The sequence below is a fragment of the Wolbachia endosymbiont (group B) of Philonthus cognatus genome (assembly GCF_947179345.1).
Lineage (GTDB): Bacteria > Pseudomonadota > Alphaproteobacteria > Rickettsiales > Anaplasmataceae > Wolbachia.
In genome coordinates this window covers 576012-590108 of sequence record NZ_CAMXBG010000002.1, presented here as the reverse complement: position 1 = coordinate 590108, position 14097 = coordinate 576012, and the positions used below count along the sequence as shown (strand labels likewise).

The 14097-nt window shown below is 32.6% G+C and carries 3 protein-coding genes and 1 pseudogene; 1 reads left to right on the top strand and 3 read right to left on the bottom strand.

Annotation, left to right across the window (positions count from 1 at the left end):
* Window positions 1-168: 168 nt before the first annotated feature.
* Both ONG78_RS04695 and ONG78_RS04690 read right to left on the bottom strand, forming a co-directional pair.
* Window positions 169-981: pseudogene (locus ONG78_RS04695) on the bottom strand (hypothetical protein); the annotation flags it as partial.
* A 102-nt stretch (window positions 982-1083) separates the two neighbouring features.
* The gene (locus ONG78_RS04690; protein WP_264377790.1) at window positions 1084-1740 is read right to left on the bottom strand and encodes a JAB domain-containing protein; all 657 of its coding nucleotides are present in this window, start codon (window positions 1738-1740) and stop codon (window positions 1084-1086) included.
* Between the two features lie 456 nt (window positions 1741-2196).
* Here ONG78_RS04690 and ONG78_RS04685 point away from each other — a divergent pair, with 456 nt between their 5' ends.
* Window positions 2197-3126: an Rpn family recombination-promoting nuclease/putative transposase gene (locus tag ONG78_RS04685; protein ID WP_264377789.1), complete on the top strand. Its 930-nt coding sequence runs from the start codon at window positions 2197-2199 to the stop codon at window positions 3124-3126.
* 337 nt (window positions 3127-3463) lie between these two features.
* Here ONG78_RS04685 and fxsT read toward each other — a convergent pair whose 3' ends face one another.
* A complete protein-coding gene (gene fxsT / locus ONG78_RS04680; protein ID WP_264377788.1) occupies window positions 3464-13552 on the bottom strand; it encodes an FxSxx-COOH system tetratricopeptide repeat protein in 10089 nt (3362 codons plus the stop codon).
* Window positions 13553-14097 lie beyond the last annotated feature (545 nt).

Genomic DNA, 14097 nt, shown 5'->3' with positions numbered 1-14097 from the left:
TGAATAATACACAAACTTAAAGTACTTATTCACATATTCATTGGCTTAAGCAGAAATTTCTGTGGTAGCTGTTTGATATAAAATTCTATTTCTATGACAAACGGGTTTTTATTGCCCATATAATTTGCAAAATTACACAAATAAAAAATTTTTAAAAAACATAGTTGATTCTAATATAATAGAGCTTTCATCTGACATATCGATATAGTTTCTTATACCTCCCTTCTCACTTTTAACCTCTACTGCATTATTGCCCATTCTTAAAATTAAACCTCTGTTTGCTTCCAGTATTTTGGCTACCTCTACCTTGCTATTATCAGAAAATTCTATATATGATGTTGTATTGTCTATCTCGAGATCTATTAAGGATCCTTCTTGAACAGCACTTTCGCCAGCTTTTTCTAGTTCTTCTAGTTGCTTATCTATCTGTGGTTGAACTTCTGGCTGTAGCTCATTATAGATTTCACCTATCAGTTTATTCTGTAGTAGAGTATCATGAAACTCTGCACCGCTTAACATTAATTTACGTATTACCTTTTTACGATCAACCTTATCAAATTTATGAAAATGTGTACCTAATACTACATACTCTGCGAAACTCCATTCCCCATCATTACATGCATTTAGCCTTGCTCCAGCAGCTAGTGCTTCGTCTACAGCCTTGTGCAGTTCATTTGGACTTTTTGCTCTTACCACAGCACTCTTAAACCAGCTCAACTTTTCACTTTCGCTTACACTTGGTTTTATTTTTTGCAAGTTTGAAGCAAATGGATTTAAATCTTCTGCTTGATCATTTAAAGGTTTTGTTCCATAAACATAGTCAAGGCTTTTCCCGTAGTTGATTTGAATGTTTCTGCTAGGGGAAGTCTCCCGGTTTATCTCCTTCTGGTTATTAATTTTACTCACAAATTTAGACTGCTCTATATCAACGCTTTCAAGAGCACCAAATATTTTCTTCAATAACTTGTCTTTACTAGTCATATAACCCCCATATTAAAAATACTTTTTAAGTATATAAATCTTAGTTTATACACTCTATTACTCAGTATAAATTATAATGAGTAGATTTGCAAATACTTTCTGCTATAACAATCCGTTTTCTCTAAAGCTAAAATAGCCACCACTTGTGATGATAATGTGATCAAATAACCTAACGCTTACAGTACTACATGCTGCTGCTAAGCTCTTCGTTACTTCTTGATCTTCTTCTGAAGGCTCTAAACTTCCCCCAGGGTGGTTGTGTGACATTATTATTAATGTTGCATTTTTTATTAATGCTTTTCTTATAATCTCCTTTATATATACTGGTGCTTTTTCCATTTCACCAATATAGGATTCTTCTCCAATTAATTGGCGTCTTTTATTCAAGTACAGTATTTTTACACATTCCCTTTCTGAGTGGCCTATACTTACGTTTAAGTACTCTACTAGCCCTTGTAAGTCCATTATTGGCTCACTCTTGAGCTTTTCTCTCAGTACCCTTTCTAGTGTTTCCTTAACGCACATAATCATTGCTACTGCAGAATCAGTTACTCCTTCTATAACTTTCAGGTCATCCATTTCTCTACCTAAAATCCTTCCTACTCCCGTATAAGTATTCACCAGATTTTTAGCAATTTCTTGAGCTTGTGGCCTTTCATGTACTGCACTTAGAAACGTTTCCATTATTTCACGATCAAGTAGTGCTTTACCTTTGCTTTCTAATATTCTGAATTCGATTTCTTCTTTACTTTTATTCATATAATTTACCCTTCACTAACAACAAACTTTTTTTAAATATTTACTGCTGTTTTTTTATCAGCATTGGCATAAAGCCATAGCTTTCGAGTGAAGTCAAATCAATTTCTCAATCTTTTTTATTTATTTTTTTATGAATAAATTAATATATTAATAGATACTGATTTCCTTAAGCGATGTCGTTGTAGATTCGTGTTTTTATACACCAATTTGATGTCTCCCACAGCTTTAAATTCATGATATCCATTTGCTGGTCTTTTAAGGCACTTTACAGAAGGGTGATAAAAAGATATAGAAAGGGACCGTCTAAGATGCGTAGTAGCATTCTAGGGTCATTTATGAAGGTAGTTTTTTGCCGACTCTTGAAATTTAGCTAACCTTAATAGACTTTAGCACAAAAACGTTGAACATTTCTTCACAATTGTGTATAATTATTAATGTTTTCTAGGTTAACTTGTCATGGCTCTCTCAAAATTTTTAGATCCTAAGCTTGATTTAACATTTAAGAAAATTTTTGGTACTGAAAAAAATAAGAATATCCTTATCCACTTCTTGAATGATATCTTAGGTTTTACTGGAGTCAATACTATTCAGGATGTTGAGTTCCTCAGCACCATTATGAATCCTGAGATTGCTTCTGATAAACAAAGCATCGTTGATGTCCTCTGTAAGGATTCTCTCGGAAATAGGTATATTGCGGAAATGCAGCTTGCTCGTGATAAAGGCTTTGAAAAACGTGCTCAACTTTATGCTGCTAAGGCTTACTCAAGGCAGGCTGATAAAGGTGGTAAGTACATTGATTTAAAGAAGGTTTTCTTTATTGCTATTTCTAATTGTAATTTATTTCCTGATAAGCTTGATTATATATCTAGCCATACCATAAGAGATGAAAAAACTAATGAGCATGATTTAAAAGATTTCCAATTTGTTTTCATTGAGTTGCCAAAGTTTCCTAAGAGTAAAGAAGAGCAGCTAGAAAATGTAGTAGATCGTTGGCTATTTTTCTTTAAATATGCAGAAGAAACTACGGATGAAGATTTAAGAAAAATAGCAGAAAAGTCACCGATAATAAAGTTAGCGTATGACGAGTTAGATAAATTTCATTGGAATGAGAAAGATCTTGTAGCTTATGAAGAAAGGGTAATGGATTTACAAAAAGAAGCTGCTATCTTGGAACAAAAACTTGATGATGCTAAACATGAAGGTAGACAAGAAGGTAGACAAGAAGGTAGACAAGAAGGCATCCTCATCGGCCATCAAAAAGGTAAAGTTGAAGGTAAAATTGAAGTTGCAAAAAATTCACTTAAGGCCGGTGTCTCTATAGATGTTATAGCTCAAATTACCGGTCTCTCTCATTCTGAAATTTTACAACTCAAGGAAAAAACATAATATTCCTACTTATTCACTTCAACATTTATAAAAACCTTTTCTAAGTTAGACATATCCCCTAATTAAGAATCTAGTGAGCTGTCTAAAATGGCTATAAAGATTGCACATAGAATTATATAAATTACTATCATAACGTTACCCAAACTTCTATATCAAAGCTACGTGCTGTAAGTTCAATATGGAAAACACATTAACCACTTAGCATTTAATGTCTACTTCATCCATGTTAGTATTAGGACCATCAAACTTGGTCTGGTATCCCTAATTATTTTGGCTAATTTTGCTACCTTCACTTTAAATTTTCCACTACTTGGCATATTACCTCTTATATTATAACCTACCTATTGATATTACCTCCAAGCTTGGTTACTCCTATCTCAGAAAGACAAGTTGATACTTCTGAATGGCTGTGAACTGAAGCATTACTTAAATAACTTTGAGGCTCTAAACTCGTCTGCTGTTTTTTTGCACCATCAACTTCTAATGTACCATTTTTGGTGTGTAATATCTGCTCTATTGATTGATTTAGCAGACCCTTATTAAATTGAGCTATAAACTTGTTAAACTTTTTAGAACTTAACTTACCAGCTTCTTCACCAGGACATGCTTTCTCTACATATGATTTTAAAATCCCTGAAATCTCATTAAATTTACCACTCATGATTTTTCCTGTAACTTCTTTCTGTATTCCCACAAAATCAATATTTAGTCGATGCATTGATATTTTACTATCCTTTGCAGCTTGCTCTACTACTTTCTCAAATTTCCCTGTAATATTTAATGCATATCCCTGTGCTTCTAGTGGAGATATAGGCTGATCTACTGTAGAAATATACTTTTGACCTGTAACTTTTCTAATAAACACGTCAAGTAACATTATCGTACCATTTACATCCACTCTTGCATCTACTTGTGAGATAGAACTTGGAGTGCTCTCAGGTTTAGAACTTAACAATCCACTTATTGAGCTTCTTACCCAACCAAATAAATCATTTATCCATCCAGTCGGCCTAATACCGCTACTTGTACTACGACGATGACGAGTTTGCTCTCTGTGTCCACTATGCCTATGTCTATGCGTTACAGGTTGATCAGATAACATAATAACTTCTGGACTGCTTTTTGTATGATTGAAGACACCATTATAGACTTGATCCTTATATTCTTTTTTCACAACATTCACGTCTCTTGCACTACTTATTTCTTCCTGATGCTCTTTTAGAATTATTTCCTTATCAGCAAACTTTATTGATAATGTTGCCATTTTAGGTTTTTCATAAAACTTACTTAATACTATCGTACATAGATCATTTTTAGCTACATTAACATCAAAAGCATTCGTTACTATTAGATCATTACCATGATCACTAACAAAGCTATAGTTTCCTGCTCTTTTAGGTGTTATTAGTTCAGTGTTTTCTTCTATATCTTGACTTGTTACAATAATAACTTCTTTATCCTTTTCAAATTTTAAAGGTAATGGTTTCAAACTCCACTCATTATTATCAAGGTTGATTTTCATAGGAGCATTATCCACAATCACATGAGTTTTGTTATACCAATTAACCCCATCTTTTAATCTCACAGTACAATACTCATGTTTTCTCATCTTACTTACAGATGAATCTTCTGTTGGCTTCACTTCAACTATTGTTGCTTTTAATAACAAATCATTTGCAGATTTTAGAACTTTTAATTGAAAATGATCTTGATTTGAGAGTTTACCTCTTACCTGCCTTACTAAATTTCTCAGGTCAATCGTATCCACTGAACTTTCTACATCAAGGTCATAAATAACCACTTCAGGTAGAGGAATTTCAAACCTTTTAGAATCAATCACATATACATTTTCACCACCATTGCCCACTAAGTGACTCCTATACGCTGGATTATTATGTATTACTTCATGATTTCCACTTCCTATTACCACTGTCTCATTACTTAAAAGTGATTGTATAAAAAATGACATTTTATTTAGTCGATTTGCTACAACTAAGTAATCCTTTATAATTTCATTAACTGATTTATTAGTGTTCTCAAGCATGTACAGGTTACCCTTATTTCCTACTTTTATTTCAGTATTATTACCTAGTCTATAAGAAGGATTAGATGCACCAGAGATTGTTATATTAAATTCCTTGTCTGACATTGGTGAAAAATTGAACGTGATTATATGTGAAGTCTTATTTAGTACATTTATATTTCTCACGTCGACATTTTTTATCTGAGCAGGCTCATACTCAAATGCAAAAGTATTATTTAAGTTCAATGCTTCAGCAGTATAAATGAAATCAACTTTAGCGCTACCAAGTGCATATGGTACAATATAGTGAAAATCTCCTTTCAATGCTCGATTGTATATAACGGTATTAGGCCTTACCACTATTTGCATCTCATAAGCGCAATCCTTGTCATGTATGTTTATGTGATCTACAAATCCTTCACTACCACTTTGGCCATCTACAAACTTAATATCACTAGTATCACTATCGCATGTAATAAACACTTGATCTGCTTTAGCTTTTCTACCTAAGAACTTATTTATTCCACTCATTCCAAAAAAGTTTTTTCGATAATAATCTTCAACCTGTCCTATATGTAATTTTACATCTATAGATTCTTTTTCTGGAGCAAATGATGTAAGATCTAAAGTGTTCACTCCACCTTCTCCATAAAAATATCCTGTTATAGAGCTTCCCTGTAAAATAAATATATCGTCTTTATTACCACCGAAATATCTTTTAGATCCATTATTCACTACAAAGATATTCGGACTATCTATAAATCCTTTTGCATGATCTGTACCTTCTCCCAAGTTAATGAGAGTATGATTCCCTGTTTTAGTAGATAAACCAATTGCATTTTCACATAAATAAGATCCATAACTTGGAACACGTTCATGATTTCCTCGAGGTAAACAAAACAATTCTCCACCACTTGGATTATCTGGCTTTGCTCTGCTCCATTTTATATCAGTTCTTTTTCTATCAAGCTGTACTGTATTGTCTAAATCTACCTCAAACTTGGTTGTACATTCCTCAGCATAACGTGTAACTGTACGTGTTTTTAAACATCTACCTCCCAATCCACCGCTGTCACATATACTTGTTTTATATGATACTTTACGACAAGAATCTACAACCGACTTACCAGTAGGAAAGACATAGCTTTGAATATCACTATGTTGTTTTAAATACTCAAGTCCTTGTTTAACTAATTGATTATAAAGTTGTTTTTCTTCTATTAACTCTTCTATATGTTTTTCAGGTTGCATACCAATAAATGCACGCAACCCTTCAATAAATCTTTCATTTCCCTTAAGATGAATAATCTGGTCAATTTTATCAACTCTTTTTACTGCCATGTAAATATCAGTACCAACAAATACTACAGCGCCAATTGTAGCTCCTATAGGTCCAGTAATAGATGATACTCCTTCTAATACCTCAAAAGCTTCAGCAATTTCTATACCAATCTCTGCAGCATCAACACCTAAGTAAATACTATCTCCTACTACGCCAACCAATGCTTCTTCAGTACCATTTTTAAATGCTTTTACCTGATTTACTAGGTCATAGACAACAAAGGCAGAAGTGCCACGAGCAAGGAAAGGAGATGCTGCTCTTAAAGATCTACCAAGTAATAACTTTCCTTCTGAAGCTAATTTAAGCCCTTTGAGAGATGCAGCTTCAGCAACTTTAGCAAATCCTTGACCACCTGCTATAAAACCAACATTAATTGCTACACCTTGATAATCTCCATTTAAAAAGTCAGCTAATACATTTTTAGCCATCATGCCATGCATAGTCATGCCTGAGATTCTTCCAACTCTACTCAGATGACTCATAACTTTTTGATTACTAATGAGCTTATTAACCAAACTTTGAGATTCACCAGTAACTTTTACCCCACTGGCCAATTGAATTAGCTGACTCTGCTTTTCTTTCGGCAAATCTTTAATGTAACTGACAAACTTTTCGCTATCTATCTTAATCTTATCAAAATCTCTTTTTTCATCCTTCTCCTCATTAAATTCATCCACGTCTTCCCAGGTGAATAAACATTCACCTTTAGCTTCTCTTTTCCTCCTATTTCCTGAACTTGGACCTGGTAAACATTCTTCAGACGAAACTTCACCTCCTTGATTTATAGGATCAGTTTTTTGCTGTTGATTAATAGATTCAGTAAGAATCTTTATAATTTCTTGATAAACTTGTGGATTTTGAGATGATTTTTCCTGAGCTAAATCAAGTGGTGTTTTTCTATCACTATTTTGAACAGTAGGATCCGCTCGGTGGTCTAGCAGCAATTTTACAATGTCTAAGTGGCCGTCTTGGGCAGTATAATGTAGCGGTGTCCAACCATCCTCGTCAGCAACGTTAACATCAGGTTTTTTTCCCAACAATAATACCACAATATCTAAATTTCCTCCGGAAACAGCATAATGCAACGATGTTAAGCGACTAGTATCAGAAAAATAATTAATCACTGCCCCATCTTCAAGCAATCGTTGTACGTCAGATTTATTGTGCTTTCGTCTAATTGCATTAGGTAATTGTTTAGTTGATAAAAGAACTTTATTTATAAAGTCTGGTATCATGTTATGCTTATTAACAGCATCAATGTTAGCTCCTCCCTCTAGTAAAATCTTTACAACATCCAAGTGTTTATAGTATGCCGCTATATACAAAGGTGTTAGACCATCAATATTAGTAGCTTCAATGTCTGCACCATTTTTCAATAGCAGTTCTACAATCTTGGTATGACCTTCTTGTGCAGCAAAGTGCAGTGGCCTAAAAAGTGCATTATCATAACAATTGACATCAGCATCTCCTTTTAGTAAAGCATTAACAACATCCAGATAATTTCTGTGTGCTGCTATGTGCAACGCTGTTGATCCGTTTATATCTTTAGCATTAACGTCAGCCTCTCCTTCCAATAGCTTCTCGACAACTCTAGCGTGATCATTTTGTGCTGCAAAGTGTAATGGTGTAACACCTTCATCAGCAGTTTGAACATTAACCTCAACACCTTTGCTTAATAATTCATTAACAACCTCTAATTGACCTTTTTGTGCTGCAGAGAACAATTCTCGATCCACGATCTTAAAATTAATATCAGCACCATTATCTCGAGCTCGACGTACTTTACTTATTGCATCCTCAGTTTGTAAAATATCTGGATGATTAGGTTTTAATATCCTTTTTCTTTCTTCAAGAACCTCATTAAGCTCTTTGAGAGCCTTATCATATTTACGCTGTTTTGCAAATTTTAAAGCTAAACCATACCAAGCATCCAAAGTAGTCAAAGTATCTGGATGATTTGGCCCCAAAACTTCTTTTCTTTTCTCATAAACCTTTTTACACTTCTCAAGTGCCTTGTCATACTTACCTTGAGCACCTAAAATTTCAACTATAAGTAACTTTCCTTTAAGTGTACGTGGATGATTTGGAAATAACTTTTCCCTCTCTTTCTCAACTTCATTTGCAATTTTTAAAGCCTCATCGTATCTACTTAATTTAGTTAATGAGAGAGCAATATTACCATAAGTAGTTAAAGTATTTGGATGATTTGGCCCCAAATTTTTTTTTCTTTTCTCATAAATCTCCCAATGCATCTTAAGCACATCTTCATATTTACCCTGCCTTTCTAACACTGCAGCTATGCTATTCTTCGTATTTAAAGTGCTTTCATGATCAGGCCCTAATACTTCTTCCTTTTGCTTGAGAGCATTCTTGAACATCTCCATAGCGTCATTAAGTTTACCTTGTTCTGATAGTGTGAGGCCTATATTATGCTCTATGCTACCGTCAGAATTGATTTTGCCTTCCTTAACTAGACTATATAGGTGGGAAAATATTTCTAATGCTTCATCATATTTACCCTGCCTGTTCAGTATTAGTCCTATATAATTATCAAAAAGAAACACACGTTTTGGCATTACTAATTTGTTAATGATGTATGATTTCTCCTTTAGTTTTCGATAAATTTCCAATGCATCATCATCTTTACCTTGAGTATACAATACAGACGCTATGTTATTCATCATTGATAGAACAGAAGGATGATTATCACCCAATATTTTTTCTAATAATTTTAATGCATTGCTACCAAACAAGTAAGCCTCTTGATATCTTAGGCTAGCATTTAGTTCGCTAACAATCAAGACAGGTAAACTACTAAATTCCCTCACCAATTCTTTATGGTTATTTGCATACCTCCAAACAGATATGGCATGATCTACATTATTTAGGCGGAAATTATCGTCAAATAGATTGATTTGACTACTATCACCTTGAAATAATTCCAGTGCTTTCCTTAAAACCTCTTTTTCTCTATCTTTTAAATTTATCCTTGTTACTTCTTGCACTAATCTATGAATACTTAATACACTTTGCTTTTGCTCACCATTTACCATAGAATACTTCACAAGTAACCTAGAAGCTGACTTTAACTTTTCTTCATCACCTTCTGCTAAACTTAAAAATATTTCTCTACTAATGTTTTCAGGTGCAAAGTAAGAAATAGTATCCAAAATCTTTAAAGCTAATTTTCCATGTTGTTCATTACTAGCTATTTTATCAATTGTAATTTTCCAAGTTGTAAAAGTTGTTCTGGCGTAGCAATTATCGATTCCTCTAAATAATTTTGAGTCAAGTAAATCTTTTGTCTTTTTTTCATATTCTTTCAAATAATCATTAATTCCAAATTCTCCTGTTACTCTCTGGTATTCAATATATGCTATTGCTTGTTGTATAGCTAAAGGAAAACGCTGTAGTTTTTCTACTAAATTTTTTATCTCTTGGTCTTGCGATTCATCTTCTTCAGATATACCTAGCCCTTTCCTCACAAACTCTATAGCATTCTCTAGTTTCAATTCATTCAAATCCATAACTTCTATTCCTTTTTCCCATTCTCGATTACGAGAAGTAATTAAAATGTAAGGCTTATTAACATCAGGCGCTAAAGAACGCAGCGGTAAGAATCTATTTAGATATTCATTATTTTCAGCATTATCAAAAATAAATAAACTTTTCCTCTTTGCAAAAAAACCATATATCTCTTTAACAGTAGCTTCTACTGTCTTTTCTTTTCCATCTCTATCTTTTGTAGGAATACCTAATCTATTATCTCTAGCTAAATTAAGAAAAGAGTCTTCAAGAGTACCATAATTTTCAGCATTTATCCATATAACATTGCCATCATAATCATTCTCATGATCATAAGCATACTTTCTAGCCAATTCACTTTTACCTATTCCTCCCAAACCACTAATAGAGGTCATCTGTGATATTACTGTAAACTTATCTTTACCTTGGTTTCGCTGCAATGCTTTATGTAAATCACTTAACTCTCTTTTTCTTCCAGTGAATAACGTTACTGGATCTTTCATATTAAACCAAATTGTCCCTAAAATCTCTTTCCTTATTCCTTCAAAAAAATTCTTTCCTTCCTCGTGTGTGAAAAACTTTCCTTCTTTATCTTTCATCCAATCCAGCATTTTCTCCAAGAACCTACCATAAACATTCTTCCTATCAATCGTGTTAAATTCTTTACCCAACTCGTCTTTAATCATTTCACCAAGCTTATCTTCATTTGGCTGATTGACTGCAAACCTTAATTCTTTTAAAAAATCTTTTATATTTTCTTCTATTTCTTTGATACTATCATTTGGCAAACTAAATTTAGGAAAATTACCGATATAAAATTTATACTCTTTAAGTACGTTCCAATCAAAATTAAGCTCCTTAAGTTTAGCTTTTAATTGAGATCTAAAATCATTTAAATTACCTGGTAGTTGAGTATCGCTCAAAAATTCTGAGCTAAATCGAATCTCATCTTTCTCTTCAATCAATACGTGTTGGGCTAATTTATCGATATTTTTGCTAATAATTTTGTCTGTTCTTTTTATTTTTACAACTCGATTTTCTTTAGATTCACTTTCTTCTAGCAAAGAAACAAATTTTTCTACAAATTTTCCTGTAGATTCGAGATTAGTATCTAGCTTCCCAAAATCCTTAAACAACTTTAATTCTTTTTCCTTTATTTTTTCCCAAAAATTATCCTTATCTACATATATTTCCTCACAAGTTTTGAAGTCTTTATAAATTTTAAACTCGCATTGACCAAGGTCAAAATTCGGAAGCTTACTTTGTAACTCTCTTCTAAAAATATTTAAATTACCTGGCAATTCATCATTATTTAAAAATCCTGTGCTAAACTTTATCTTGTTATCTTTTTTTATTAATGCATAACCAGCTAACTTATCAAAATTATCCTTTATAACACGCTTTCTTTTCTCAACTTCAACGACATTATTAGGTTGATTTTTTATTAGTGTAGCAACTTCAGAAGCAAAGCTTTCTAAATTTTTTATAATAGGTGTATCATCTAATTTAAAAGACTCTCTCCGATCATTAAATACTTCTTCAAAGGCAACTCGAAGATTTTCAGTCTCTGAAGATAGTTGCTGTCCTTCCACAAAATCAACACTTAGTTTGTGACTTTCTTTATTAATAACCTTGTCTATCAACGCACTTTGATATGATTTAAAATGATTGCCTTTTAGATCATTTTTGGACTTATCATTGCTTATAGACTTACCATCTAATACACATTCAGCAAGTTCCTTTGCTAGCTTAGTTAAATCAGGAGCGTTTCTTAATACTGAAAATATCTCCTCCCTTCCGGTGAATTCATCCTTAAATTGAAAAAGCTTAGTGTTTAAGATTTCATTTTCATCCGTCTCGTGATCAAAAATATCTTCACTTAGCTCCAGATTGCTTCTTTTATCACCAAATTTAAAACCAATATTCGTACAGATAATAAAACCTTTATATTGTAAATTACTATTCTTAAACTCCAGATTTTGTTGGATTTTACGATAAGAAATAAAGTATTTTTGTAGACTAAATTCTCCATTTGTTTCTGTAAGTAAATCATTAACAGAGATCTTTTTATCCTCATCTTGTTTATGTTTAGCCTGCAAAAATCTCCCTACCTTTTCTTCCGTTCCATCTGCGTTATTCTTTTCATATTGAAAAACCAAATCATCAAACTTTTCAGCTACATCCATTTCTGTTGCTAATTCAAAAAGATACCCTCTATCTAATCCTCTTTTCACAAACAGCATTAATAACTTTAGCTGATAAATATCTCCATGTAAGGTATGCACCAATCCAGATTTAGAATATTTTTGAGACGAAGGTTTTACTTTTTTGTTTGGTACTTCTTGATCATTATTTGGCCTCTTCACTGCTTTAGGTTTTTGTATTTCCGTTGAACTTGATTTTTTAGCACTACTATCATTTAGCGTACTTCCTTCATAATCAAGCTTAGCTTTTTGCTGTTGTAATTCTTCTGCAAATTCTTTCCTCTTGTTCTTTAAATCATCTGAAGTTAGTTCATAACCTTTCAATGCCTGTTCAATTTCTAGGTTAGTCTTGCCAGACTTTATTTTATCATTAATTATTCTCGCATTCTCTAAAGCAAATATTCCACAATTATAACCATCTTCTTGCTGCTTAAATTTGGGATTACTGATCTGAATTCCTGGCATTGCTGAGTTTAATTTATCACGAATATCACTTGTTATTTCATCACCAAAAGAGTTAATGTAGTAAGCAGAAAATTGCTGATTTTGATGAATAATAACCAGTGTTACCCAATGATTACTATTTAAATTGATAATAAATATCAGTGATTGTTTACTAGGTGCTTTTGGTATTTCTTTATGTCGTTTTAACTCAACATCTAATTGTCCTACTGATCCAATCACTTCAAACAGTACATTACTATTTTCTCCGTACCACCCATATTTAATCCTTGCAATATTAGCAACATCTTCCTGCGTCAGCCATACTTGATAATCTTGTTGATTTAATGTTTTCTCAGCAAATTGAAAGCTATTGTCCTGATCAAATTTTTGCCTTTTATTAGGATCAGATGGAGGTTGTTTACGTTTCCTTTTATCATCCTTTTGCCAAGATTGATCTAGCATTTGAATGATACTTTGTTTATTAGGATTTCTATTATCAAGCTCATTAGCTAAGCTTAGTGGTGTTTTACCTGCATTATTTTCGATGTCAATCCTTGCCCTTTTTTCTAGTATGAGTTTAACAACATCTTGATGTTCTTCTTGTATAGCAGCATGTAAAAACGTATCACCATCTTTATCTCTATAATTAATGTCTACCTTATTGAGTAAACCTTTAATATCATTTATTAAAGCAGGATCCTGTTTATATCGAGCTATTAAAGAAAGTAATTGCAAGTTATTATCATTAGGACTATATTGCCGCCGTATTCTAGGTTTAGGCTGAAAAGATTTACTGCTTTGTTGTGTATTTTGCTCTTCTTCTATCGGCTCAGTAATTTCTAAACTAGCTCCTTTTAGATAATCTGTTGAACGCTCCACTTTCAGCATAAAACCCCTGCCTATTTCACATAAAAACCTAAGATTATATTAGATTTAGTTATATGCTAATAAATAAATTTGGCAATGCAAGTAATTTTTATACATATTTTGACATTTTATTTTCACGCTGTTTTATTTAAGTTTTTGTGTTGAGCTTTATTCCATCTTAAAATTTTGTTTTACTATAAATTAGTTCAATTCTTCTTTTTACTATCAAATAAATTACTATTAATCTAGCAATATATTTCACTAATAACTTAAATAAAATAACTATTTCCAGCACTAAAAATCAAGGACGGTGAGAACATTTTTCTTTGGGATGAGTTGGTCTACCACGTAATCCATACGAACTTTTTTATATGGTGATTTTATTATACGCTGAAATCAGCTATATTGGCTCACTTTTACTAAATCTACGTACGAACTGTTTTGCCCAACTTTGTTGTAACAATTTCATGCTTTTATTTTTACAACGCCGCTTTTGTTTTAATTGTTCTCACAAAGGTAGGTACTTTTTTGCGGTTTTGGGAAAAGTAAATAATTAAAACTTTTGT

Coding starts and splice junctions, on each gene's coding strand:
- ONG78_RS04690 (WP_264377790.1), bottom strand. CDS start 1,740: ATGAATAAAAGTAAAGAAGAAATCGAATTCAGAATATTAGAAAGCAAA.
- fxsT (WP_264377788.1), bottom strand. CDS start 13,552: ATGCTGAAAGTGGAGCGTTCAACAGATTATCTAAAAGGAGCTAGTTTA.
- ONG78_RS04685 (WP_264377789.1), top strand. CDS start 2,197: ATGGCTCTCTCAAAATTTTTAGATCCTAAGCTTGATTTAACATTTAAG.